Source organism: Streptomyces sp. NPDC001351 (genome assembly GCF_042896045.1).
In the GTDB taxonomy this organism is placed as follows: domain Bacteria; phylum Actinomycetota; class Actinomycetes; order Streptomycetales; family Streptomycetaceae; genus Streptomyces.
Genome location: NZ_JBIAWS010000017.1, coordinates 87380 through 111769, shown reverse-complemented (window position 1 = coordinate 111769; position 24390 = coordinate 87380). Strand labels below are relative to the sequence as shown.

Sequence of the window (24390 nt, the reverse complement as noted above, 5' to 3'; positions counted from 1 at the left end):
GTGTCCGCAAAGTCCCCGCGTCGGTAAGCCCCGCGTGTGCGAGACTCCGCCGATGACCTCGCAAACGATCACCGCGGACGTCGCGGGAACGTGGAAACTCGGTGACCTGGCCGTCAACCGGATCGGCTTCGGAGCGATGCGGCTGACGGGCAGTGCCGCCTTCCATCACGGGACACCCAGCGACCGCGGGCGCTCGATCGCCGTGCTGCGGCAGGCGATCGAGCTCGGCGTGAACCACATCGACACCGCGGCCTTCTACTTCTCCCGGCTGCGGTCCGCCAACGAGATCATCAACAGCGCGCTGGCCCCGTACCCGGACGACCTCGTCATCACCACGAAGGTGGGGCCCTACCGCAACTACTGGGGGGAGTGGGGCAGTCCGGCCCGCCCCGACCAGCTGCGCGGTCACGTGGAGGAGAACCTGCGCCAGCTCGGCCGCGACCACCTTGACGTCGTCAACTTCCGCCGCACCGAGCAGGACTCGATCGCCGAGCACTTCGGCGCGCTGGCCGAGCTGCGCGAGGCGGGACTCGTCCGGCACCTGGGCATCTCCGGGGTGGAGCCCCGGCACCTTGCCGAGGCGCAGGCCATCGCGCCGGTGGTGTGCGTGCAGAACCGGTACGGGCTCGAGCACCGCGACCCCGCCACCGACGAAGTCCTGCGCCTCTGCGGCGAACAGGGCATCGCCTTCGTACCGTTCTTCGCCGTAGCCGGCGACGGCGGCGAGAAGGGCGCGAGCACCACGTACGACGAGGAAGTGCTCGCCGTCGCCCGCGCCCACGACGCGAGCCCTAGCCAGGTCCGCATCGCCTGGACGCTGCACCAGGGACCGCACGTCCTGGCCATCCCCGGTACCGGCAACCCCGACCACCTGGCCGAGAACGTGGCAGCAGGAGCGCTCCGCCTCACCGCCGACGAGCTGGAGCGACTCGACGCCCTGCACGGCAAGTCCGATCACTGACTTCCTCGGGGTGTTGTGGGGGGTGGTGACGGGTGGTGATCCCTGCGGTGGGCCGGCGGCCGAGGACTGCCGTACGGTCGGAACCGCGGTCGGCCACCCCTGCGACCGCCTCCGGCGCGCCGCAACAGTGACTTCCGCCGGGGCACAGGCAGCCGGTAGGGGGTGGGGCCGGGGGCTGCTACTTGGTGCCGACCGTGCGCAGTGTGGCGAGCACCAGTGCCCGGGTGACGGTGACGATGTCGCTGAGACGGACCTGCTCCTGTGGACCGTGTGCGAGGCGTACGTCGCCCGGGCCGTACTGCAGCGTGGGGATGCCCGCTCCGGAGTACAGGCGCAGGTCGCTGCCGTAGGGGGCGCCTCGCTCGGAGGGTCGCGGGCCGCCGGTGACGTCGGCGTGCGCGTCGGCGACCTGGGCCGCGAGCGGATGCCCGGCCGGCAGCCGTCCGCTGGCGAACTGCCCGCCGGGCCAGGTCACCGTGGCGGGGTGGGAGCGCAGCCAGGGGTCGGCCGCGCAGGCTTCGGCCACGCACGCCTCCAGTTCGATGCGTGCCTGGGCCGGATCCTCGCCCAGCCGGACGCCCAGTCTTCCCTCGGCCACCAGCAGGTCGGGCACGCTGCTGGCCCAGTCGCCGGAATGCACGGTACCGACGGACAGCGGGTAGGGGATGGGGTATTCGGACATGAGCGGGTCGGCGCCGACGTTGCGGCGGGCTTCCAGATGGGCGAGCGCGCGGTGGATGGGCAGATAGGCGTCGATGGCGCTCACTCCCACGTATCTGGTGCTGCCGTGGGTGGCGCGGCCGGGTACCTGGATGCGAAAGGTGAGGGCGCCGGCGTTCGCGGTCATGACCGCGCCGCTGGTCGGTTCGGTGATGATGCAGGCATCGCCGGTGTGGCCGCGTTGCAGGGTGCCGAACGCCCCGAGCCCTCCGTCCTCTTCGCTGACCACGAAATGCGCGGACACCTGGCCGCGGAGCCTTGCGCCCGCCTCCCGTATCGCGGCCAGGGCGGCGAGTATCGCCACCACCCCCGCCTTCATGTCGCACGCTCCTCGTGCGTGCACCACGTCCCCGGTGACCCGGGGCCGGAAGGGGTCGCCCTCCCAACGCGCCAGGTCTCCGGACGGGACGACGTCGACGTGCCCCTGGAGGATCAGGGTCGGCCCGTCGCCCAGGGGTACCGTGCCGCCCACCAGGCCCCATGCCTCGGTGCGCGGGGCCTCGCTGCCGGGAAAACGGGGATGGTCACGCAGCTCGGGCAGGTTCATGGACCACAGGTCGACATCGAGGTCCATCCGCATCAGATGCCGGGCCAGGACGTGCTGAACCTCGGACTCCGCGGCGCTGCCCGTCACGCTCGGAACAGCGAGAAGTTCCAGCAGCAGCCGGGCGATGGCCGCCTCGTCCACCGCGGCCAGAGCCGAGGCTTCCACATCGCTCAGGCTTGCTGTCATCTCACCACTGCTCCCCGCACGTGACATCAGGACAAGCCGGAGACTATGTTCGGCGGACCAACGCAAGCAATCGCCATTTGCTGCTGCCTGCTGTCGCTTTCTTGCAATGTCGGCGAGCTCGTGGCTTTTTCTTGCGCTGGGGCCGTAGGTTCCGACGTCTGGAGTGAGGTCATGGACGCCATCGATCAAGCGATCATCCGGTACGTGCTGCACGACGCACGGGCCACCTACGCCCAGATCGGCAAGGCGTCCGGGCTGTCCGCGCCCGCCGCCAAGCGGCGTCTCGACCGCCTCGTGGCCGCCGGAGCGATCCGCGGTTTCACCGCTCTCGTCGATCCTCAGGCGTTGGCCTGGCATACCGAAGCGTTCGTCGAGGTCTACTGCACCGGCAATCCCACCCCCGCCGAACTGCGCCAAGCCCTGGGGGCCATCCCCGAGGTCGTCGAAGCCTGTACCGTCTCGGGCGCCGCCGACGCAGTCGTCCACATGCTCGCCAAAGACATCCCCCACCTGGAACAGGCCATCCAACGCGTGCGCGCCACCGCTCCCGTGGAACGGACCGAGAGCGCCATCGTGCTCTCCCGGCTGTTGAACCGGCCTCGTGTGTGACCGACGCCGTGGGACCACCGCGAGTGCCGAGGCCGGCGTCCGCCGGCCTCGGGCCGACGCGGCAGACCGGTGGTCGCCTCGGTGGCTCCTGACTTCCTCGGGTTGTTGTCGGCTGCTGGGTGAGGGTCAGTCTGGTGCCGGCCAGGCAGCAGTCGATGAGGTCGGGCCGGAGCCGGATATGACGTAGGCCCCGGCGGAGGGTGCGTTCGAGGTGCTCGTCGTCGGTGAAGGCGGTGTTGGCCGGCGGTCCGCGCCGTAACAGCGACCAGACACCCTCGACCGGATTCAAGTCCCGGGAACGGGAAGGCAGTTGGATGACAGTGAGCCACTCGTGTGCGGTCGCGTACTCACGCATCCTGGTTGCCCGATGGGTGGTGAGCCGCTCACCTGTCTCGTAGCGGATCCGCTCACAAAGCCGTCGCTTCTCGGCGGTCAGCCCGCCACCCGGTGTGTACCGCATACCACCGGCCCACCGCAGGGATCACCCCCGACAACACCCCGAGGAAGTCGGTAGGTCGAGGGGCCATCGGCGGCGGCCTTTCAGCCGCCGCGCCCGGTCGCCTCAGACCGCCCACACGCCGTCCCGCATCAGATGCCGCCCGGGCAGCTCATGTTCTCCTTGCCAGGCCTGCACGCCACGCGGCCGCACCCGGAAGAAGGCGTACGACGCGCTGTCCCTGCGCGGGTCCCACCCCGTCTTCGCCACGAACGCGTCGGCCGCCGCGGCCGGCACGTCCTGCCCGGCGAACGTCTCCACGTCCCCGTCGACGAGCACCACGTCCCGCGTGTCGCCGAGCGCCAGCCGGGTGCGCCCGCCGTCGCGCAGATTGCGGCCCGTGGGGTTGGTGACCCGCGTGGACATCCAGACCGCCTCCCCGTCCCAGGCGAACCACAGCGCCACCAGGCACGGCAGCCCGCCTTCGTCGGCGGTGGCGACCCAGATGTCCAACTCCCGCGTCAGTCGGGCCAGTACGTCCTGCTTGCGCTGTTCGGGGCTGCGGGACGGCTCGGTGATCTTCATGCCCGGGACGCTACCGGCGCGTCCGGGATCGCACCTCGGGCCGCAGTCCTAGGTCCGTAGGCCTCCTTCTGTCCTGGAACCGAACCCGCGCACCACCCGTCCCGCCGCCATCTTCTGCAGCAGCCCGTACGCCAGCACGGGCAGCAGGATGTGCGGACGGTCGGGCAGCGTCGTCGTGATCAACACGGCACTGGCGCTGCTGTTGTTCATCCCGCAGGCCAGTGTCACGGACGCGCCGGCTCTCGCATCCAGCCGCAGGGCGTGGGCGGCGATCCGCCCCAGCGCGAAGGACAGCCCGCACACCGTCGCCGCGACGGCCAGCGCGCCGGCCAGCAGCGCCGGGCGCGGATGACGCAGGAACGGCCCCAGCACGCCGCTGGCGTTCACATACGTCAACAGCAGGGAAGCCGGGAGAGCCACGGCTACGGCGGCGCCGACGAGCCCCTCCGACGCCCGCCGGGGCAGGAGCAGTCGGCACAGCAGCCCCGCGCCGCAGGGCAGCACGACCGAGGTGAGCGCGAAGGCGTGCCCGGCGGTCTGCGCCGCGTCGGCCAGCCGGCCCGCGTACTCGCCGCGCAGCAGCGGGCACAGCACCGCCAGGGTCAACGGCACCGTCAGTGGGCTGACCAGCGTGGAGGCGAGGACCAGTCCGACAGCCGTCGGCTGGTCGCCGTCCCCCTTGGCGGTCCACACCGTGGCCCCGGCCGCCACCGGCATCGAGACGATCAGGATCATCGCGGCGACCATGCCGCTGCCGCCGTCCTGGTCGGGGGAGTGCCGCAGCGCGAACGCGACCCCGGGGACGATCAACAACGGCGCCACCACGTGCAGCACGAGCCCGGCGACCAGAGCGGCCGGGCGCCTCAGCAGCAGCCGCAGCTCACGCAGCGGCACCTGGAGACCGGCACTGAACAGCACGAGCGCGAGCAGTAACTGCGGTGTCCTGAGGGAGAGTTCAGCGAGACCGGGGATGCCGATCGGGTGCGGGTGCCGCAGCCACAGGCCAGGAGCGGGCAGCAGCGCCGCGGCCGCGTAGGCCAGGACGATCGCCGCGCCGAGATGGCGCCGGAGCAGGGCGAACGCGCGGGGCCGCCGGGGCGGTCGCGGCTGGTGATCGGCGGTGGTCTTCGCGGGTCGAAGGCTCATGGCGGCGCTCTTCCGTCGTGGGGCTGGGGCGGAGAAGAGGCGCCGGTATCGCGAAGCGGCCCACCGGGGTGCTCGCGTGCCTTTGTGTGCGGGGCCCTGTGGTCATGGTGGGCTGCCCCTTTCGTGTGATCGGTGCGGGCGCGGAAGCATGCCGCGGCCGAGTGACTACAGACATGTAGACGGTCCACTGAACTGTAGACGAAGGCGGTGACAGAGGCCGACTGGCGAAGTCGAGGTTTTACGTATAACCTCACCCGTCAACCACCCTCCGACCTCGCGAAAGGCCCCGATGAGACGCATCGCCCTGGTCACCCTCGTCGTCGACGACCATGACGAGGCGATCCGCTTCTACACCGAGGCCCTCGGCTTCCGGCTCGTCGAGGACACGGCCCGCCCCGACGGCTCCCGCTGGGTCGTCGTCCAGCCCGGCGCCGAGGCCGCGGGCACCGCCCTGCTGCTGGCCCGGGCCAAGGGCGAGGCGCAGGGTGCCCGGGTCGGGGACCAGACCGGCGGGCGCGTCGGCTTCTTCCTGCACACCGACGACTTCGCGCGGGACCACGCCCGCATGCTCGCCGCGGGCGTGACCTTCCTGGAGGAACCGCGCCACGAGCCCTACGGCTCGGTCGCCGTCTTCCAGGACCTGTACGGCAACCGCTGGGACCTGCTCCAGCCCGCCGACTGACGACTCCCTCCCCGCCGCTTCGAACCACCGCTCAAGGAAAGACCCGCCATGACTGCAACGCGCGTAGACGCCGACGTGATCCGCCGCCTGCCCAAGGCCGTCCTGCACGACCACCTCGACGGCGGTCTGCGCCCCGCCACCGTGGTGGAACTCGCGGCCGAGGTGGGCCACACCCTGCCCACCACCGACCCCGGCGAGCTCGCCGCCTGGTACGTCGAGGCCGCCAACTCCGGTGACCTGGTGCGCTACATCGCCACCTTCGAGCACACCCTCGCCGTGCTGCAGACCCGCGAGGGCCTGCTGCGCGCCGCCGAGGAGTACGTCCTGGACCTGGCGGCCGACGGGGTCGTCTACGGCGAGGTGCGCTACGCCCCCGAGCTGAACACCAACGGCGGGCTGACCATGGCCGAGGTCGTCGAGACCGTCCAGGAGGGCCTCGCGACCGGTATGGCGAAGGCGGCGGCCGCGGGCACCCCGGTGCGGGTGGGCACCCTGCTGTGCGGCATGCGGATGTTCGACCGGGTCGGGGAGGCCGCCGACCTGGCGGTGGCCTTCCGGGACGCGGGCGTCGTGGGCTTCGACATCGCCGGCGCCGAGGACGGCTTCCCGGCCGCCGACCACCGGGACGCCTTCGAGCGCCTGCGCCGTGAGAGCGTCCCGTTCACCATCCACGCCGGCGAGGCGTTCGGTCTGCCCAGCATCCATCAGGCGCTGCAGGTGTGCGGCGCCCAGCGCATCGGCCACGGTGTGCGTCTGACCGAGGACATCGTGGACGGCAAGCTGGGCCGGCTGGCGGGATGGGTGCGGGATCGCCGGATCGCCCTGGAGATGTGCCCGACCTCCAACCTGCAGACCGGGTGCGCCACCTCGATCGCCGAGCACCCGATCACGGCCCTGAAGGACCTCGGCTTCCGCGTCACGCTGAACACCGACAACCGTCTGGTGTCGGGCACCACGATGACCCGTGAGATGTCGCTGCTGGTGGAGCAGGCGGGCTGGAGGGTCGAGGACCTGCGCACCGTCACGGTCAACGCCCTGAAGAGCGCGTTCATCCCGTTCGACGAGCGCAGGGCCCTCATCGAGGACGTCGTCCTGCCGGGCTACGAAGCCGCGCTCTGAAGCAGCCCCCGTACGTAGGCCGCCTGTCCGATGTGCTGAAGGTCGTCGGACAGGACGCTCACCAGCCGCACGCCCAGGGTGACCGGCGGATCCCAGTTCTCGTCGACGATGCGCTCGAGATCCTTGGCGGCCAGTTCGCGCAGGGCGCCGAGGGACTGCTCGTGCACGGCGTCGTAGTAGCCGGTCAGCAGGTCGCCGGAGTCGACCCGCACCTTGGCCACCTTGGCGGGACTGTGCCCGTAGCCGGTGTCGCGGCGCGGGAGGTCCAGCCCGAAGCGCTTCTCCCACTCCTGTGCGAGCCACACCTGGTCGAGCCCGAAGGCGTCGGCCACATGGTCGTCCTGGACCCGGGTGAGATGCCAGACGAGCCAGGCAATCGAGTTGCCGGCCTTGTAGGGGCGGGCGTTGAGGTCGTCGGGGCCGAGGCCCTCGACGGCTGCGTGGACTTCTTCCTGGATGCGGTTGAACCCGTCGATGAGGATGTCCTTGGCATGCATGCATCCACCATCGCGCATTACGGCCCCTCGTGCGTGCCCTGTTCCAGAAGCGCCATCAGGGCCCGGGCCGCAGGGCTGGTCGCCTGCGGCGGCGGGAGCAGGGCGACTGTCTCGTAGACCGCCTCGCCGGTGCCCTTCACCGGCAGGGCGGTGAGCGCCTCCCGCTTGTGCCGGAAGTGCCGGGGCACGACCGCGATGCCGAGGTTCTCGTCGACCAGGTCCAGCAGGCTGTGCACGTCGTTGACCTCCAGCGCCACGGTGCGCCGTACACCCGCCGCCGCGAAGGCCGTGTCGGTGGTGCGGCGCGGCCCCCAGTCCGGGTGGAAGTCCACGAACACCTCCCCGCCGAGTTCCTCCGGTGTGACGGGCGCGCCGCCCGACGCCAGACGGTGGGTGGGATGGCACAGCACCGTCATCGGCTCACCGGTCAGCGACACCGAGCGCAGCTGGTCGGTGTCCGCCTGCGTCCGGTAGGCGAAGGCCAGGTCCAGCCGCCCGGCCGCGACCTCCTCCGCCAGCGCGCCCGAGCCGGCCTGCCGCAGCCGTATCTCCACATCCGGATGCCGCCGCCGGAACGCGGCGAGCAGCCCCGCCACATGCACCCCCGCGATGCACTGCTCGGTGCCCAGCGCCAGCGTGCCGCGCAGCACGCCCTGCACCGCGGCGACCGCCTCGTGCGCGGACCGCACCTGCGCCAGAATCCGCTCCGCCTCGCCGAGCAGCGCACGCCCCGCCTCCGTGAGCGTGACCCTGCGGGTCGTCCGTACGAACAGCGGGGTCTGCAACTCCCGCTCCAGCGCCCGGATCGAGGCCGACAGCCCCGACTGGGACACCATCAGCCGCTCTGCCGCCCGGGTGAAATGCTGGTCCTCGGCGACCGCGACAAAGTGCTGGAGATGGCGCAGTTCCATAATTGAGAAGCCTATCCGCTCAATCCCATCGCATTCTCCTGTTGGACCACTGCCCGCAGGTCGCGAAAGATATGGGGTGCCGGCTTCTCTGAACTTCCGGGAACCGGGAAACCGTGTGCCAACCCCTCTGGAGTCGCGTTGTACACCGCACACCCCGACCGTTACGCGGACCTGCCCTACCGGCGCACCGGACGCAGCGGCCTGAAGCTCCCCGCGATCTCGCTCGGCCTGTGGCACAACTTCGGTCCCGACCGTCCGGTCGAGACCCAGCGGGCCATCCTGCGCCGCGCCTTCGACCTTGGCGTGACCCACTTCGACCTCGCCAACAACTACGGCCCGCCGCCCGGCGCGGCCGAGTCCGCGCTCGGCGAGTTCCTGAAGGCGGACTTCGCCGCGTACCGCGACGAACTCGTCATCTCCACCAAGGCCGGCTACCTGATGTGGCCCGGCCCGTACGGCGAGTGGGGCTCCCGCAAGTACCTGCTGTCCTCACTGGACCGGAGCCTTGCGCGGATGGGCCTGGACTACGTCGACATCTTCTACTCGCACCGCCCCGACCCGGAGACTCCCCTGGAGGAGACGATGGGCGCCCTGCACTCGGCGGTCCAGCAGGGCAAGGCGCTGTACGTCGGCATCTCCAACTACTCGGCGGAGCAGACCCGCGAGGCCGCCCGCATCCTCGGTGAGCTGGGCACTCCGCTGCTGATCCACCAGCCGCGCTACTCGATGCTGGACCGCCGGCCCGAGGAGGAGGGCCTCCTGGACGCCCTCGACGAGCTCCAGGTCGGCTCCATCGTCTTCTCCCCGCTGGAGCAGGGCCTGCTCTCCTCCCGCTACCTCGACGGCATCCCGGAGGACTCGCGGGCGGCGAGCGACAGCCCCTTCCTCAACTCGGACGCGGTCACCGCTGACCTGGTCGGCAAGCTGCGCGCCCTCGACGAGATCGCCAAGGGCCGCGGCCAGACCCTCGCCCAGCTGGCCCTGGCCTGGGTGCTGCGCGGCGGCCGGGTGACCTCCGCCCTGGTCGGTGCGAGCAGCCCGCAGCAGATCGAGGACAGTGTCGCGGCCACCCGCAACCTGGACTTCGACGCCGACGAACTGGCCCGCATCGACGAGATCGTCAAGCCGTAAGACGCTCGCTGACCTCCCAGAGGCGGGCCGCCGCCTCTGGGTCGACGGCACCCGGCAGGACGCCGGGCGTCTGCTCGCTCTCGTACCAGGCGGCCTCGGTCTCGGGGGTCACCAGCGGGCTGATGTCGCAGTTCTCGCAGTAGACCCCGCCGGTGTCGGCGAGTTGGGGGCTGGTCGCACACCAGACGCTGGTGGCCGCGCCCTGCTGCACCGTCTTCCACTGACGCTCGGGATCGATAATGGGCCTGCCCTCGTCGTCGACCGTGCCCGACGCCCGGACGATCTCCGGGTCGATGTGCTTGATCAGGCCCGTGTCGATGATGATCCCCGGGTGCACGGAGAAGGCCCGTACGCCCTCGGCCCGCCCGCGCCGGTCCAGCTCCACGGCGAACAGCGCGTTGGCCGTCTTCGACTGGCCGTAGGCGGCGAACGGCTCGTAGGGCCGGTGCTCGAAGTGCAGGTCGTCGAAGCCGATGCCGCCGAAGCGGATGCCCCGTGAGGACACCGCCACGACGCGCGCCCCGCCGGCCGCGACCAGCGCGGGCCACAGGCGGGCGACCAGCTGGAAGTGCCCCAGGTGGTTGGTGGCGAACTGCACCTCGTAGCCGCGTGCGTCCCGGGTCAGTGGCGTCGCCATGATCCCGGCGCTGTTGATCAGGACGTGCAGCGGGCGCCCGGACGCCAGGAACTTCTCCGCGAAGGCGTCGATCGAGGCCGGGTCCAGCAGGTCCAGGTACTCGACCTCGGCCCCCGGCACGTGCTTGAGCGCCGTCCGGGCCCGCTCCAGGTCGCGCGCCGGTACGACGACCTCGGCGCCCGCGCCCCGCAGGACCCGGGTCGTCTCCAGCCCGATGCCGGAGTATCCCCCGGTGACGATCGCGACCCTGCCGGTCAGGTCGATCCCCTTGATCACCTCCTCCGCGGTGGTCGCGGCGCCGAAGCCGGAAGGCAGGGGATGCTGGGCGGTGGCCATGGTGCGTATCTCCTCAACGTGAGCCGTCCAGACCAACGTAGAGTCGGAGATCTGTACGATGAATGCTTGAGAATCGGCATTACTTGCGTGATAGTTCGAGCGTGTCCGCAGATCCGCTCTCCGACGCCCTCGCAGTCGCCGACGCCCGCAGTGTGTTCTCCGGCGGCTTCACGGCCGGCGGGGCCTGGGCGATCCGGTTGCGCGGACGCGACAAGCTCAAGGTGAACGCCGTCGTGCGGGGCGGCTGTCTGCTGGTCCGCGAGGGCGGCGGGGAGCCGGTGAAGCTGTCCGAGGGGGACGTGGTCGTCTCCGACGGGCGGCAGTCATACGTGCTGTGCAGCGCGCTCGGCGTCGAGCCGCTGGACTCCGGCGACGTCTCGATGGAGCCCGGCACGCGCATGGCGAGCCTCGGCCACGGCGAGGAGGTCGCCTGCGTCTCCGGGCACATCGACCTGAGCCGGGACAGCGGAGAACTGCTGCGCCGGGCCCTGCCCGAGCTGATCCACGTGCGGGCCGACGCGGCGGAGGCGCCGGTGCTGCGCTGGCTGATCGATCAGCTGGTGGGGGAGATGAAGACCCGCCGGGCCGGAGTCGAGTTCGCTTCGGATCAGCTCGCGCAGCTGATGTTCGTGCAGGTCCTGCGGGTCTGCCTCAGCGAGTCCGACGGGTTGCCGCCCGGCTGGCTGCGGGCCCTGGCCGACGAGCGGCTCGCCCCGGCCCTGCGGCTGATGCACGGCGACCCCGGACATCCCTGGCAGCTCGAGGAGCTGGCCAGGGCGGTCTCGATGTCGCGGACCACCTTCGCCGTACGGTTCAAGGAGGCGGCCGGGGTGCCGCCCCTGACGTACCTGCTCAACTGGCGCATGAGCCTGGCTGCCCGCGCCCTGCGCCAGGACACGGCTCCGGTCGCGGCCCTCGCCCGCTCCGTGGGCTACACCTCCGAAAGCGCCTTCAGCAACGCCTTCAAGCGGGCGGTCGGCGTCGCGCCCCGGCGCTACCGGGAGTCGGTCAGGAGCTGAGCCGCTCCTCCAGGTGCACGGTCACCCGGTCGCCCTCGCCCTTCCCGATGGCCTTGCGGAGGTCGGCCTTCACCGGCAGTTTGTGCGTGCCGTCGCCCAGGGCCATGAAGGAGCTGCGGAAGGGGTGCCCGTCGATGGTGCCGCGGACCTTGACGAGCCCGCGGGTGCCGAAGAACTCGACGCTCTTCGGCCAGACGAGATAGGTCCAGCCGCCGTCGTTCGGGCTCTTGCGCAGGACGGCGGTGAACCTCTCGTCCAGCTCGGTGGTCGTGGTCATGACTGCTCCTCCGCTCGCGGTGGTCACCTACCGAAGAGACCGCCGCGAGCGCGGAAACTCATCGCGCGGCTCACGCCCCGGCGGGCACCCGGTCCAGGAAACCGAGCACCGAGCGGATACGGCCGTCCGCGTCCAGCGTGATCACGTCGAAGCCGGCCACGGGCGCCGAGCTGTCGGCCTCGCTCACCAGCTCCCAGGAGAACCGCGCCGTGTCGTGGTGGCCGTCCACGGCGCCGGTCAGCCGGAAGGCGAAACCCGGGAACTGCCCGTGCGCCGCGGTGATCAGGGCCGCGATCTCGTCGTGGCCGCTGACGGCGGCGAGCGGGTCGGTGTAGGTGCCGTCCGTCGCCCAGGCGGCGGCGACCGCCTTCGCCAGTGCCTCCGGTTCGCCCGCGTTCCAGGCCTCGAAGTAGCGGGCGACGGCGTTCTCGTGACGGTCGGTGTTCGCGGACATGGGAAATCAGCCTCCATCGAGGTCGTAGCTGCTGGTCAGGGCCCGGGTTCGCGGTTGCGGCGACCCGGTACGACCACCATGCCCGGCCCGCGCGGGACCGTCGATTACCCCTCGGGTAATGAAGCACTCGCAGGATTTCGGCCAACTGCCCCTGTGAATATGCCAGGAGACTGGCCGGAAAGTCGTGGTGACAGTGGTTCAGTAGTGAACATACTCAACAGTCGAGGGACTTCACGGCGAGCGAAGACGCCATCACGCACAGCACTTGAGCCGCACCGAAAGAGAGGCCGGCCGACAGGCGAGCGAGCAGCGGGGGAGAGAACGTGCACGACGAGTTCTTATGCCATGTCACGGCTTACGGGACCTGCGGAGGCGAGCGTATCGGTGTGCCTTTAGGCACTTACCGGGCTCCCACGCTCGCCCTCGCCCTGTGGTGGCTGCGTGACCGCGCCAACTGGATCGCCGACCGTCTCGACCCCCAGCCGGAAGCGGAGCACTTCCCGCCGAGCTCGCTCGTCCCCGTCGCCGACACCGTACCCGACGTACCGGCCGTACTGCGCTCGTGGTGCGCCAATATCGCCCAACAGGAGCTGGTCGCCGACGAGTTGGCCGCGGGACACCTGGTGCGGATCGCGACCAGTGACGAGACCACCGAGTACGAGTTGCTGGCCGAGTCCGTCGACGCCCTGCGTATGCAGCGGACCATTCCGGCGCTCGTCCTGCCCGTCGGCTGAGCATCGTCGGCGCCTGTCACCCCGGGCGCAGATGTACACGAATCGGTAGAATTCTCGTCATGGCAGAGCGGCCGACGGCGCCGACTGCGCCCGAACTCGTCCTGGAGACCGAGGCGGGTTCCACGGTGATGAGCCCGGGCCGCGACTACCACGTGGGACGCGACCCGCTGAGCGACATCGTCATCGACGACGCCCGGGTCTCGTGGCACCACGCGGTGCTGCGCCCGGAGGACGACCACTGGACCATCGAGGACGAGAACAGCACCAACGGCACTTTCGCCGACGGCCGCCGCATCCACGAGTGGGGCGTGGGCCCCGGCAGCGTCATCCGCTTCGGCAACCCCTCCGACGGCCCGTGCGCCGTCCTCCTCAGCCCCTCGGCACCGGCCCCCGGGCGTCCCGCCGCGGTGTCCATGCCCGGCCTGACCGGCACCTTCCGGCGGCCCACCACCGTACGGCCGCTGCCCACCCGCACCGTCCGCATCGGCCGCGCAGCCGACAACGACCTGGTCATCGACGACCTGGTGATCTCCCGGCACCACGCCGAACTGCGCGCCCTGCCCGACGGCACCTACGAGATCGCCGACCTCGGCAGCCACAACGGCACCTTCCTCAACGGCTCACCCGTCACCGCCGCCCCGATCGGCCCCGGCGACATCGTCGGCATCGGCCACTCCGCCTTCTGCCTCATCGGCGACCAGCTGCAGGAGTACGTCGACACCGGCGAGATCTCCCTCGACGTGCAGGACCTCACCGTCGCCGTCGACCACGGCCGCAAGACCCTGCTCGACCATGTGTCGTTCCCGGTGGGGGAGAAATGCCTGCTCGCGGTCGTCGGCCCGAGCGGCGCCGGCAAGTCCACGCTGCTGAACGCCCTCACCGGACAGCGGCCCGCCGACCACGGCACCGTGCTCTACGACGGCCGCGACCTCTACCGCGACTACGCCGAGCTGCGCCAGCGCATCGGACTGGTCCCGCAGGACGACATCCTGCACGCCCAGCTGACCGTCCGCAGCGCCCTGTCCTACGCCGCCGAGCTGCGCTTCCCGCAGGACACCGCGAAGGCCGAGCGCCGGGCCCGGGTCGACGAGGTCATCCGCGAACTGGGCCTCGGCCAGCGCGCCGACCAGCCGGTGCACAGTCTCTCGGGCGGGCAGCGCAAGCGGGTCAGCGTGGCCCTTGAGCTGCTGACCAAGCCGTCGCTGCTCTTCCTCGACGAACCGACCTCCGGCCTCGACCCGGGCATGGACCGCTCGGTGATGCACATGCTGCGCGGCCTCGCCGACGACGGCCGCACCGTCATCGTCGTCACCCACAGCGTGCTCAGCCTCGACGTGTGCGACCGGCTCCTGGTGCTCGCACCCGGCGGCAGGACCGCCTTCTACGGCCAGCCCGAGGACGCCCTGGCCTTCTTCGGCTTCGAGCAGTGGCCGGAGGCCTTCGAGGCCTTCGAATACGACGACCGCGACTGGGCCGGCGACTACCTCTTCTCGCCCTTCCACCGGCACTATGTCACCGAAGCCACCGCCCAGCCCCGCGTACCCCGCTCGGGCCCGGTCGTGATCACTCCGCCCGCACGGCCCCGCAGCCGTGGAGCCCAGCTGGGCACGCTGGTGCGCCGCTACACCGCCACGCTCGGCGCCGACCACACCTTCCTCGCCGTCATGATCGCCCTGCCGTTCGTGATGGGCGCCATGGCCCGCGCCCTGGCCGGCAGCAGGCTCACGCAGGCGACCGCGATGAACGCGCTGCTCATCCTGTGCGTCGGCGGATTCCTCACCGGCGCGGCGAACGCGGTGCGCGAACTCGTCAAGGAACGCACCATCCACCGGCGCGAGCGGGCCGTGGGCCTGTCCAGATCGGCGTACCTGATGTCGAAGGTAGTCGTCCTGGGCACGATCACCGTGCTGCAGGCCGTGGTGCTCACCCTCGTGGCCCTCCTGGGCGTCGACCTCAACGCGCCCGGCGGCGAAGGCGTGTTGATGCCGCCCCTTGTCGAAATCACCGTCGCCGTCGCCCTGCTGGCGTTCACGGCGATGACGCTCGGGCTGCTGGTGTCGGCCCTGGTGAGCAAGGAGGAGGTGACGATGCCGCTGCTGGTGCTGCTCGCGATCGTCCAGGTCGTCTTCTGCGGCGCCCTCCTGAAGCTCCACGGAGTGCCGGGTCTGGAGCAGCTGTCCTGGCTGGTGCCCTCGCGGTGGGCGCTCGGCGCGATGGCCGGCACCGTCGGCCTGGCGCGGATCGTGCCCGGCGACCTGACCGGCGATCCACTGTTCAAGCACTCGGCCGGGGTGTGGCTGCTGAACATCGCCATGCTGGTGGTGCTCTCGGCGGTCTTCTGCTTCGCCGTCTCCCGGCTGCTGCGCCGCCACGAACCCGCCGTGCTGCGGAAGCCGTGACGGCGCTCCCCGACTTCCGGCCCACCCACGCCATCCCCCCGCACGGCATGCCCGCCGGGGAGCACCCGGATCCGCCTGGCGGGCCGCCCGCCCTTCCGGCGGGAGGATGCCACCCACCCCCCACCTGGAGTGTGTGCTGTTCCGTGCCCGCTTTTCCCTCCGGCACGTCGTGGCTGGTTGCGCCCACGCGATGGAAGCCGCATATTCGACGCAGCCTCGCGCCCCTTCAGGGCGCGACCGGCTCAGGCCTCCTGACCGAGCCCGCCCAGCGGTACACGGCGCGCCACGACCTTGCGCCGGCAGATGCGCCAGCCCACCTCGACGCGCACCACGACGTCCTCGTACGTCACTGACCCGCACGAGCCGTCCGTCATGATCCCCAGCCCCTTGGACCGGGCATGGACCCGGCCGTCGGCCACCTCCTCGATCACCACGTTGGTCACGTGATGCGCCACCGGGTTCTTCGGGCCCAGCGCCAGCGCGGCCTCCTTGAAGGCGGTCAGCCCGGTGACCTCGCTCTGGCCGAAATCCGACAGGTCGTAGACGACGTCCGAGGTGAACACCTCGTCACAGCGGTCCAGTTCTCCGCCGTCGACCAGATGACCGTGCAGGGCGATCAACTCGGTGACGGCCAGACGGTCTTCGAGAGCCAACGCCACGGCGTCTCCTTCCCCTCGACACCTCGACTGACCGGACACTGCCACGGACGGCATCATGTCTCCCACTCCTTTTCGGTCTTCCCCCGCCGCCGCACCGGCCGCGCCGGCAGCGCGCCGAGGAAACCGGTCACCAGCCCCCACAACACGGCCAAACCCAGCGCGGACCACACCTTCGGCTTCAGGAACAAATCCCCGGACAGACCCCCGCCCAGGTCCCCGACGCCGAGCAGGGACAGCCCGTAGTGCGCGTCGACCCGGCCCACCAGGCAGATCATGAGCACCGTCAGCGCGAGGGCGGCGGCCATGTGCAGGGCGTGCTGCCAGGCCCGCATCCGGGCCGGGGAGCGTGCCGCCAAAACGAACCCGGCGGCCAGCAGAAGCACCGCGTCGACGGCCACCAGCCACCACACCCTTCCGTCGTGCTCGGCGAGCGTGCCGAGGTTGAGCGTGGAGACCTCCTTCGTCCGCAGCACCTCGTCGAGCACATGCGGCATGGGCAGCCCGAAGGGCCCCTGCACCCGCCCCGTCCAGGTGGCACCGAGACCGAGCGTGAGCGCCAGCCAGACCAGGTTCGGCAGACCCAGCAGGATCACCGCCAGGGTCTCCGTGGCGTGGCCGCGGGTCGCCGCGACGACCAGCGCGACGACGACACCCAGGGCGACGTACGCGAGCAGCAGCACGACCATGGCGTACGCGGCCGGGCGCACCGACTCCTGGAAGCGCAGCAGCCGCCCCGGCAGCGGCGCCCCGCGCGAGACCAGCAGCGCCACCACCAGCACACCCGCCAGCCACAGCACACCGAAGAACAGGGTCAGCGGCACATCCGTCTCGAAGCCGACCTTCGGCGTGACGCCGAACAGGTCGCCGATGGCGCTGAGGGTCCCGTTGCCGAGGTCGACCGCGAAGGTCTGGCGGGCGCCCAGGGCCAGGCCGAGCAGCGCCAGCAGCCACACCACGGCGAGGCGCGAGGCCCACCCGGCCAGCTCCGGGGCGCCGGCGACCGCCCGGTGCCGCAACGGGCGCAGGAAACCCGCCGCGAGGACGAGGGCCCCGGCCAGCGTCACCGACAGCGGGATCACGGTCATGCCGGCCTCGGACCGGGCCAGCGCTCCGGCGTTCCCCGACAGCTCGATCGTCCCGCCGACGGCCGTCACCACCGTCGCCGCGACCACCCGAGGGAACGCGCCGTCCGGGAGATCCGCCGCCCCGGCCGCCCACAGGCCCAGACCGGCCACGATGCCCATGACGATCAGCGTGGCCAGCACCCCGGCGAGGGCCTGCACCCAGCCGTGGCGGGCGACGGCCAGGTCGGAGGGGGTTCGCGGGCTCACTCTCGCCACGCTAAGCAGCGCTCGCCCGCCCCGCCCGCCGGGAGGGCCGTCCGCGTCGGCTTGCGGGCGCCACCGCACCGGAGCAACGGCACCCTCGTCGCCGTCGTCCACGTGCGCCTCCTCTCCCGGCACGCCGGGCCCCTGACCGTGGTCGACCTCGACCTCACCGTCCGTCCCGTCGCCGAGCTCCGAGTCGCCCGCCATCCGGCCGGGCACGACGGAACCGGCGCCACCAGGGGAGACCGGGACGTACAGTGCTCCGGGGCCGAGCACCACATGACCGGCGTTCCACGTGTTGGCGGACACATCGGTCCGGACGGGGACTGCCGGGCGCGGCTCGGGGTAGCAGCACTGATGCAGCAGCGTCCGGCCTGGCCGGCTTCCGAGAGAGACATGCATGATCGAGCACGTGGGCGGGGCAGTGATACCGACTGGTTTCGACGTGCCCGTGGAACCGCTACGGCGGGCGGCACACTACACCGGCGAACCGGGATGCATCGCCGAGGCCCGGTCCTTCGCCGCGCACTTCGTGGGCCGGCTCCGCACCGAATGGTGCGCCAAGATCGACGACCGCATCGAGGACGAGGTGTTGCTGGTCGTGAGCGAACTGGTCACCAACGCGGACCGGCACAGCAACGGGCCGTACATCCTGGAGCTCGAAGGCACGGACACCTCGGTCACGGTGTGTGTCTACGACAGCAGCGCGGCCCTGCCGCGCCGCTTCCCGCGCGACCCCGAGCGCGTCGGTCGGCACGGCCTGGAAATAGTCCATGTCCTGGCGAGGCAGGTCACCGTGGAGCGGGTGCCGGTCGGCAAGCGGGTGTCTGCCGTGGTGGGCCTGACCAGCGCGTGACCGCCGCGGTCGCCGGTATCGGCGACCGCGGCGGTCAAGGATGCGACCGGCCGCCTCTCAGGCGCAGCCGAGCTCGCCCAGCATTCCCTCGCGCAGTTGCGCGATGATCCGCTTGATCAGTCGGGACACATGCATCTGCGAGCAGCCGAGCCGTTCGCCGATCTCCGCCTGGGTGGCCTCCTCCACGAACCTCATGTGGATGATCTGCCGGTCCCGCTCGCCGAGCTCCGCCATCAGCGGGGCCAGCGACTGGAAGTCCTCGACGAGCCGCAGCCCGTCCTCCTCCACCCCGATGAAGTCGGCGAGCACCGCCTCGCCGCCCTCCGGCCCCTCGCCGGTGAGCGCCGCGTCCAGGGAGGAGGAGTTGTAGCCGTTGGACGCTATCTGCGCCTCGATCACCTCGTTCTCGGGGATGTTCATCAAGGTGGCGAGCTCGGGAACCGTCGGCTCCCGGTCCAGCCGGCTGGCGAGTTCCTCGCGTGCCTTGGCCAGCTCGACACGCAGCTCCTGCAGCCTGCGGGGCACATGCACTGCCCAGGTGGTGTCACGGAAGAAACGCTTGATCTCACCGACGATGTACGGCAGCGCGAACGAGGTGAACTCGACCTCACGAGACAGCTCGAACCGGTCGATCGCCTTGATCAGACCGATCATCCCGGTCTGGACGATGTCCTCCATGTCGTCGCCGCGTCCCCGGAACCGCCCGGCGGCGAACCGCACCAGCGAGATGTTCATCTCGATGAGCGTGTTGCGCGCGTACTGGAATTCGTGCGTGCCCTCCTCGAGCTCCGAGAGGCGCTGGAAGAACTGACGAGAAAGCTCCCGTGCGTCACGCGGAGCCACGGTGCGTGGCTCCGCGATCCCCGGCAGTGGTCCATCACCCGTGCAGGTCCCGGCGGTCTTCTCGACGACCTCTGCCTCCGACCGTTCCACGGCGGTGTCCATGTCCTCTCCCACGAAGTCACGGTTCGACGTCCGTCTACGTCGCGCCCTTCTGCATGCGTGTACCCGCTCTGCGCCGGGACATGCCCACGACCGGGACCGGACCTGCACCGCGGACCTCGCCTCGGGGATTCCCCCCAGAGCGGAATGCCGATCTCTTCCCATCGAGGCGGGAAAATCTAGTCTGAAGCCGTGAGCAGCCAAGCGCCGAACGAAGCCGATGTCATTCCGCTGCGCCGCCCGCAGGGCCGGCCCGCCGCCTCGCCTCCGCCGCCCAGGGAGCCCCTGTGGCGGGACCTCGTCGGCGACGTCCTGCGGCGCGAACGCCTCGCCCAGGAGCGCACCCTGAAGGACGTGGCCGATCAGGCCCGGATCTCCATGCCCTATCTCTCCGAGGTGGAGCGCGGCCGCAAGGAGGCCTCCTCCGAGGTCCTCGCGGCCGCCGCCCACGCCCTCGGACTGGGCCTCGGTGACCTGCTGTCACGGGCGCAGGGCGAGCTCGTCCGGATCGCCGGCCGGCAGGCCGACCGGAGCCGCCGGACGTCCACGTCGCCGTACAACGGACTCTGCCTGGCCGCCTGACGGACGGGTTGTGGGCCGGCGCCTCAGACTGCGGCGAGGCGCCGGCTCAGCACCTCGTCGGCCAGCCCGTAGGCCACCGCCTCCTCGGCGGTGAACACCTTGTCGCGGTCCATGTCCGCGCGCAGCGTCGCGATGTCGTGCCCGGTGTGCCGGGCCAGCACCTGCTCGACCTGGGAGCGGATCCGCACCATCTCCTTGGCCTGGAGCGTGAGGTCGGAGATCATGCCCCGGCTGCCACCGGCGGCGGGCTGCCCGAGCAGCACCCGCGCGTGCTCCAGCACGATCCGCCGCCCAGGGTCCCCGGCGGCCAGCAGTACGGCCGCCGTGGAGGCCGCCTGGCCGACGCAGACCGTCGAGATCGGCGCCTGCACGAAGGTCATCGTGTCGTAGATCGCCATCAGCGAAGTGAACGAGCCGCCGGGCGAGTTGATGTAGACCGAGATCTCGTTCTCCGGCGCCGACGACTCCAGATGGAGCAGTTGCGCGATGACGACGTTGGCCACGCCGTCGTCGATCTCGGTGCCGAGGAAGATGATCCGCTCGGACAGCAGCCGGCTGAAAACGTCGGAGGAGCGCTCGCCGTGCGCGGTGCGCTCCACGACGTACGGAATCGTGTAGTTGCCCATGTCACAGCCCCATCCGTCGCTTCGAGGCGGCCGGGCGGACATCCGCGAGGGACTCCAGAACCCGGTCCACCATGCCGTACTCCCTGGCCTCCTCGGCCGTGAACCAGCGGTCACGGTCGCCGTCCCGGGCGATGGTCTCGGGGCTCTGGCCCGTGTTCTCGGCGATCAGCCGCTCCATGGTCCGCTTGGTGTGCTCCAGGTTCTCCGCCTGGATCTCGATGTCGGCCGTGGTGCCGCCGATGCCCGCCGACCCCTGGTGCATCATGATCCGCGCGTTCGGCAGGGCGTACCGCTTGCCGGGTGTGCCGCCGCACAGCAGGAACTGGCCCATGCTGGCCGCGAAGCCCATGGCGAGCGTCGAGACGTCGTTGGGGATCAGGCGCATCGTGTCGTAGATCGCGAGGCCGGCGTGCACGGAGCCGCCCGGGCTGTTGATGTACAGGCTGATGTCGGTGCGCGGGTCCTCCGCGGACAGCAGGAGCAGCTGCGCGCAGACCCGGTTCGCGGAGACCTCGTCGACCTGGGTGCCCAGGAACACGATGCGCTGGCCCAGCAGTTGGGCCGCGAGATGGTCGTCGTGCCGGCTGGGCGGGGTGTCGCCCTCCTCGGCGCGGGGCGCGAGCGTGGTGAGTGGAGTCATGGTCTCTCCCGTCGAGCGGTGATGCCGTCGACTCCACTCTTGGCCCTGCACCGGCCCCGCACGCGGTTTCTCTGCCCGCGGCAGATTCGCCACGGGCAGAGAAACCTCTCAGCCCTTCTCGCGCAGCTGCCGGAAGAACGCCCGCACGTCCTCGACCAGCAGGTCGGGCTCCTCCATCGCGGCGAAGTGCCCGCCCCGGTCGAACTCCGTCCAGCGCACGATGTTCTCCGTGCGCTCCGCCTTGTGGCGCAGCGGGATCTGGAGCTCGGCGGGGAAGAGGGCGAGCGCGGTCGGTACGGTCGACGGCTCGGCCGGCTGGGCGACACGGCCCGTGGCGTGGGCGCGCTCGTAGTAGATGCGGGCGGCGGAACCGGCGGTCCCGGGCAGCCAGTACAGCATCACGTTGGTGAGCATCCGGTCCCGGTCCACGGCCTCCTCGGGCAGCAGTCCAGAGTCCGTCCACTCCCGGAACTTCTCCACGATCCAGGCGAGTTGGCCCACGGGCGAGTCGCTGAGCGCGTACGCCACGGTCTGCGGCCGCGTGGAGTGCAGGACGGCGTACCCCGTGCCCTCGCGCGACCATTCGCTCCACCGGCGCCAGGACAGCAGCGCACGCTCCTGCTCCTCCGTGCCGAGCTCGTCCAGCTCCTCCTGCGTCGGCTCGGTGGCCTGCTGCGCACCCGGGAGCAGGTTCAGATGCACGCCGATCACCCGGTCCGGGTGTGCGCGCCCCAGCTCGCGGGAGATGACGGAGCCCCAGTCGCCGCCCTGCGCGCCGAACTGCTCGTAGCCGAGCCGTCGCATGAGCTCGGCCCAGGCGTCGGCGACCCGGCCCGCCTCCCAGCCGGTGTCGGCGGGAGGCCCCGACAGCCCGAACCCGGGGATGCTCGGTACGACGACGTGGAAGGCGTCGGCCGGGTCGCCGCCGTGCGCGGCGGGGTCGGCGAGCGGGCCGACGACGTCCAGGAACTCGACGATCGACCCCGGCCAGCCGTGCGTGATGATCAGCGGTGTGGCGTTCGGCTCGGGGGAGCGGACGTGGGCGAAGTGGACGGTCGATCCGTCGATCGTGGTGATGAACTGGGGCCACTCGTTGAGCTGCGCCTCGGCGGCTCGCCAGTCGTAGGAGGTGCGCCAGTAGTGGTGGAGCTCGCGCAGATAGTCGGCCGGCACGCCGTAGGCCCATCCGGTGCCGGTCAGCTCGTCCGGCCAGCGGGTGCGGTCCAGGCGTTCGTGGAGGTCGTCGAGGTCGCTCTGCGGGATGTCGATCCGGAAGGGACGGATGCTGTCCGCGGGCTGTGCAGGCGAAGACGTCATGGCCGCGAGCCTAGTTCCGGACGGGGATGCGGCCACCCGGATTAATCGGCCGCCCGACCGATGAGTTCCGGCGCGAGGATCAGTCGACACAGACGACCGCGTTCCACGCCCCAGGAGGTGCTCATGACCACCGACGGATTCACCACGTGTCTCTGGTTCGACGGCCAGGCGGAGGAGGCCGCGCACTACTACGTGTCGATCTTCAAGAACTCCAGCGTCGGTCGCATCGGCCGCAACGTCGAGGGAGGCGCGGGCCCCGCCGGCTCGGTGCTGGCGGTGGAGTTCACGGCCAACGGCCAGAAGTTCGTCGCCTTGAACGGCGGCCCGATGTTCAAGTTCAACGAGTCGGTCTCCTTCCAGATCTTCTGCAAGGACCAGGAGGAGATCGACTACTACTGGGCCAAGCTCACCGAGGGCGGCGGCGAGCCCGGTCCCTGCGGCTGGCTCAAGGACAAGTACGGCCTGTCCTGGCAGGTCGTGCCCGACAGGCTCATCGACATGATCAGTGATGCCGACCAGGAGAAGGCGTCCCGCACGACCAAGGCGTTCATGGCCATGAGCAAGTTCGACATCGCCGCCCTGGAGCGGGCCTACGCGGGCGAGTGACGGCCGCCCCTGTGCGACGGCTGGTCCGCCCTCCGCGGGGTTGGGGGCGGGCCGGCCGCAGCTGCTCCTGACCTAGGCCTGTGCCGGCGCCGCCACCTCGGTGGCGCTCAGCGTCCTGCCGTACACCCGGAAGTCGTCGACCGCGCCCTTCAGATACGGATCGGCGTACTGGGAGCGGCCGACGTATCGGGGCGGCGGCGTCCCTCCGCCGCTCCACCGCGGTTCGAAATACCGAATGTTGTCCGACATGCTGTGCAATGGACGCGCTAGGCGCCTGCTGTGTGATGTCAACAGCGCTTAATGGGACATGAGTTGCCGATGGGCTCGGAGCCCGCGCTCGCAGTCACGTCTGTTTCCCCGTTCAGTACGGCTGGGCGGCCTGCCGGTGAGCCGGGGCGAGGCGGGACGCCTCGGACCTGGGGAAGCTGATCTTCTTCGGGTCTCCGTCCGAGGTGTAACGCCTGACCGTCCCGTCGCGGAGCTTGTCCAGCCAGACCGTCGAGGTGAACTGGGCTTCTGGGCCGGTCGCCGCCTGGGAGCGGATCCGCGGGATGGCACCCGGGTCGAAGGCGGTCGAGAAGGGGGACGGGGCGGGGTCGGCTCCCACCAGGTAGACGCCCTGATGCTGGTAGTGCACGCCGTTGGCGGTTCCCCGCAGCCCCAGTTGCCGGGAGTGGGGCATCGAACCGTTGGGAAGGGCCATCGACACCACCGACAAGCCGGGCACGGCTTGGGTGATCGCCCTCTGGTTGTCGGCGATGGCCTTCTGGGCGGTGTCGTCGTCCACCTTCCCCAGCGAGGTGTGCCGCAGGGTGTGGTTGCCGATCTCGAATCCGTGTTTGACGAGCCAGTCCAGCGACTTTCGGCCGCCTGGCTCGCTGAACGGGTCGGCGTTGACGAAGAAGGTGGCTACGGGGCGGAATCCGGGGTGCGTCCGGGCGACGTCCAGCAGGATGCCCACCGCGGTGTCGGCCGCGGGCCGGCCATCCGCGTCCAGACGGAACTGGGTGACGGTCGAGTCGTCGAAGGTCAGCACCACAGGGTGGGTACCGGCGGGAATGTCGATCTTCCCGCTGCTGAACTCCCGTGCCGTGACAGGTACGTAGCTCTCCCGTGCCAGCCGTTCCAGCTCGGCGCGGAAATCCTGCGGCGTGCGGTCGTACACACTCCTGGGCTCGGCCACCAGTTGGTGGTACATCAGCACCGGGACCGCACCGAGTTCGTCGGCCTGCACCGCCGCCGGGTCGGCAACCGCTGCCTGCCCGCCGGCCTTGCGCGCCCGTACTGACGGCCCGTCCTGGCCCCCTTCCGGCGGGGATGGGGTTGCCGAGCAGGCCGTGGCCAGCAGGATGACCGATGCGACGATGACCGCGCCGCCGCTTCGGCGGGATGGGCGCATGATGCCTCCGGATGTGAACGAGACGCTTCCCGTCGCCTCCCAGCCTCGG

General features: G+C 70.8%; 27 protein-coding genes. 11 read left to right on the top strand and 16 right to left on the bottom strand.

The window, feature by feature from the left end:
- Positions 1-52: 52 nt before the first annotated feature.
- Positions 53-961, top strand: coding sequence for an oxidoreductase (locus tag ACFY1U_RS42630; RefSeq protein WP_390699462.1), 909 nt, complete (start codon positions 53-55; stop codon positions 959-961).
- A gap of 178 nt (positions 962-1139) precedes the next feature.
- On the opposite strand, the gene ACFY1U_RS42625 is transcribed toward ACFY1U_RS42630, so the two are convergent.
- Positions 1140-2414, bottom strand: a complete 1275-nt coding sequence (locus ACFY1U_RS42625) for an ArgE/DapE family deacylase (protein WP_390699461.1) — start codon at positions 2412-2414, stop codon at positions 1140-1142.
- 171 nt (positions 2415-2585) lie between these two features.
- On the opposite strand from ACFY1U_RS42625, the gene ACFY1U_RS42620 reads away from it, so the two are divergent.
- Positions 2586-3023: an Lrp/AsnC family transcriptional regulator gene (locus ACFY1U_RS42620; protein ID WP_390699460.1), complete on the top strand. Its 438-nt coding sequence runs from the start codon at positions 2586-2588 to the stop codon at positions 3021-3023.
- 562 nt (positions 3024-3585) lie between these two features.
- Here ACFY1U_RS42620 and ACFY1U_RS42615 read toward each other — a convergent pair.
- A complete protein-coding gene (locus ACFY1U_RS42615) occupies positions 3586-4044 on the bottom strand; it encodes a pyridoxamine 5'-phosphate oxidase family protein (protein ID WP_390699459.1) in 459 nt (152 codons plus the stop codon).
- Positions 4045-4092: 48 nt separating this feature from the next.
- Positions 4093-5190, bottom strand: a complete 1098-nt coding sequence (locus ACFY1U_RS42610) for a sodium-dependent transporter (protein WP_390699458.1) — start codon at positions 5188-5190, stop codon at positions 4093-4095.
- A 289-nt stretch (positions 5191-5479) separates the two neighbouring features.
- On the opposite strand from ACFY1U_RS42610, the gene ACFY1U_RS42605 reads away from it, so the two are divergent.
- Both ACFY1U_RS42605 and ACFY1U_RS42600 read left to right on the top strand, forming a co-directional pair.
- A complete protein-coding gene (locus ACFY1U_RS42605) occupies positions 5480-5872 on the top strand; it encodes a VOC family protein (RefSeq protein WP_390699457.1) in 393 nt (130 codons plus the stop codon).
- 48 nt (positions 5873-5920) lie between these two features.
- Entirely contained in the window at positions 5921-6991 is a 1071-nt protein-coding gene (locus ACFY1U_RS42600; RefSeq protein ID WP_390699456.1) for an adenosine deaminase, read from the top strand.
- Here the strand turns inward: ACFY1U_RS42600 and ACFY1U_RS42595 are convergent.
- Both ACFY1U_RS42595 and ACFY1U_RS42590 read right to left on the bottom strand, forming a co-directional pair.
- Positions 6973-7488 carry a DUF664 domain-containing protein gene (locus ACFY1U_RS42595; RefSeq protein ID WP_390699455.1) on the bottom strand — a complete coding sequence of 172 codons (516 nt, stop codon included), beginning with the start codon at positions 7486-7488 and terminating at the stop codon, positions 6973-6975. The two genes, ACFY1U_RS42600 and ACFY1U_RS42595, sit on opposite strands and share 19 nt — an antisense overlap.
- 17 nt (positions 7489-7505) lie before the next feature.
- On the bottom strand, positions 7506-8399 hold the full coding sequence (locus ACFY1U_RS42590; protein ID WP_390699454.1) for a LysR substrate-binding domain-containing protein: 894 nt from the start codon (positions 8397-8399) through the stop codon (positions 7506-7508).
- Positions 8400-8537: 138 nt separating this feature from the next.
- On the opposite strand from ACFY1U_RS42590, the gene mgrA reads away from it, so the two are divergent.
- Positions 8538-9530, top strand: coding sequence for an L-glyceraldehyde 3-phosphate reductase (mgrA, locus tag ACFY1U_RS42585; RefSeq protein WP_390699453.1), 993 nt, complete (start codon positions 8538-8540; stop codon positions 9528-9530).
- Here the strand turns inward: mgrA and ACFY1U_RS42580 are convergent.
- The gene (locus tag ACFY1U_RS42580; RefSeq protein ID WP_390699452.1) at positions 9520-10503 is read right to left on the bottom strand and encodes an oxidoreductase; all 984 of its coding nucleotides are present in this window, start codon (positions 10501-10503) and stop codon (positions 9520-9522) included. The genes mgrA and ACFY1U_RS42580 overlap by 11 nt on opposite strands.
- Before the next feature lie 101 nt (positions 10504-10604).
- On the opposite strand from ACFY1U_RS42580, the gene ACFY1U_RS42575 reads away from it, so the two are divergent.
- On the top strand, positions 10605-11522 hold the full coding sequence (locus tag ACFY1U_RS42575; protein ID WP_390699451.1) for an AraC family transcriptional regulator: 918 nt from the start codon (positions 10605-10607) through the stop codon (positions 11520-11522).
- On the opposite strand, the gene ACFY1U_RS42570 is transcribed toward ACFY1U_RS42575, so the two are convergent.
- Positions 11512-11799, bottom strand: a complete 288-nt coding sequence (locus tag ACFY1U_RS42570; protein ID WP_390699450.1) for a DUF1905 domain-containing protein — start codon at positions 11797-11799, stop codon at positions 11512-11514. The genes ACFY1U_RS42575 and ACFY1U_RS42570 overlap by 11 nt on opposite strands.
- 70 nt (positions 11800-11869) lie before the next feature.
- Positions 11870-12253, bottom strand: coding sequence for a nuclear transport factor 2 family protein (locus ACFY1U_RS42565; protein WP_390699449.1), 384 nt, complete (start codon positions 12251-12253; stop codon positions 11870-11872).
- Between the two features lie 323 nt (positions 12254-12576).
- Between ACFY1U_RS42565 and ACFY1U_RS42560 the strand changes: the two genes are divergently transcribed.
- On the top strand, positions 12577-12987 hold the full coding sequence (locus tag ACFY1U_RS42560) for a hypothetical protein (protein ID WP_390699448.1): 411 nt from the start codon (positions 12577-12579) through the stop codon (positions 12985-12987).
- Positions 12988-13046: 59 nt separating this feature from the next.
- Complete coding sequence (locus ACFY1U_RS42555) at positions 13047-15386, top strand: FHA domain-containing protein (RefSeq protein ID WP_390699447.1); 2340 nt, start codon at positions 13047-13049, stop codon at positions 15384-15386.
- Positions 15387-15628: 242 nt separating this feature from the next.
- On the opposite strand, the gene ACFY1U_RS42550 is transcribed toward ACFY1U_RS42555, so the two are convergent.
- Both ACFY1U_RS42550 and ACFY1U_RS42545 read right to left on the bottom strand, forming a co-directional pair.
- Positions 15629-16045, bottom strand: a complete 417-nt coding sequence (locus ACFY1U_RS42550) for a nuclear transport factor 2 family protein (protein ID WP_390699446.1) — start codon at positions 16043-16045, stop codon at positions 15629-15631.
- Positions 16046-16098: 53 nt separating this feature from the next.
- Positions 16099-17376 (bottom strand): streptophobe family protein, encoded by a 1278-nt coding sequence (locus ACFY1U_RS42545; RefSeq protein WP_390699566.1) that lies wholly within the window; start codon positions 17374-17376, stop codon positions 16099-16101.
- A gap of 397 nt (positions 17377-17773) precedes the next feature.
- On the opposite strand from ACFY1U_RS42545, the gene ACFY1U_RS42540 reads away from it, so the two are divergent.
- Positions 17774-18229 carry an ATP-binding protein gene (locus ACFY1U_RS42540; protein ID WP_390699445.1) on the top strand — a complete coding sequence of 152 codons (456 nt, stop codon included), beginning with the start codon at positions 17774-17776 and terminating at the stop codon, positions 18227-18229.
- 57 nt (positions 18230-18286) lie between these two features.
- Here ACFY1U_RS42540 and ACFY1U_RS42535 read toward each other — a convergent pair whose 3' ends face one another.
- Complete coding sequence (locus tag ACFY1U_RS42535) at positions 18287-19174, bottom strand: RNA polymerase sigma factor SigF (RefSeq protein ID WP_390699444.1); 888 nt, start codon at positions 19172-19174, stop codon at positions 18287-18289.
- A gap of 189 nt (positions 19175-19363) precedes the next feature.
- Between ACFY1U_RS42535 and ACFY1U_RS42530 the strand changes: the two genes are divergently transcribed.
- Positions 19364-19753, top strand: coding sequence for a helix-turn-helix domain-containing protein (locus ACFY1U_RS42530; protein WP_390699443.1), 390 nt, complete (start codon positions 19364-19366; stop codon positions 19751-19753).
- Between the two features lie 23 nt (positions 19754-19776).
- Here ACFY1U_RS42530 and ACFY1U_RS42525 read toward each other — a convergent pair whose 3' ends face one another.
- The 3 genes from ACFY1U_RS42525 to ACFY1U_RS42515 form a co-directional block, all read right to left on the bottom strand.
- On the bottom strand, positions 19777-20379 hold the full coding sequence (locus ACFY1U_RS42525) for a ClpP family protease (protein ID WP_390699442.1): 603 nt from the start codon (positions 20377-20379) through the stop codon (positions 19777-19779).
- Between the two features lies 1 nt (position 20380).
- Positions 20381-21019, bottom strand: a complete 639-nt coding sequence (locus tag ACFY1U_RS42520; RefSeq protein WP_390699441.1) for a ClpP family protease — start codon at positions 21017-21019, stop codon at positions 20381-20383.
- A gap of 108 nt (positions 21020-21127) precedes the next feature.
- Complete coding sequence (locus ACFY1U_RS42515) at positions 21128-22336, bottom strand: epoxide hydrolase family protein (protein WP_390699440.1); 1209 nt, start codon at positions 22334-22336, stop codon at positions 21128-21130.
- 123 nt (positions 22337-22459) lie between these two features.
- Here ACFY1U_RS42515 and ACFY1U_RS42510 point away from each other — a divergent pair, with 123 nt between their 5' ends.
- Positions 22460-22942: a VOC family protein gene (locus ACFY1U_RS42510; protein WP_390699439.1), complete on the top strand. Its 483-nt coding sequence runs from the start codon at positions 22460-22462 to the stop codon at positions 22940-22942.
- 72 nt (positions 22943-23014) lie between these two features.
- Here the strand turns inward: ACFY1U_RS42510 and ACFY1U_RS42505 are convergent, their stop codons facing one another.
- Together ACFY1U_RS42505 and ACFY1U_RS42500 are read right to left on the bottom strand one after the other, a co-directional pair.
- Positions 23015-23191, bottom strand: a complete 177-nt coding sequence (locus tag ACFY1U_RS42505; protein ID WP_390699438.1) for a LamG-like jellyroll fold domain-containing protein — start codon at positions 23189-23191, stop codon at positions 23015-23017.
- 112 nt (positions 23192-23303) lie between these two features.
- Positions 23304-24341: a polysaccharide deacetylase family protein gene (locus ACFY1U_RS42500; protein WP_390699437.1), complete on the bottom strand. Its 1038-nt coding sequence runs from the start codon at positions 24339-24341 to the stop codon at positions 23304-23306.
- Positions 24342-24390 lie beyond the last annotated feature (49 nt).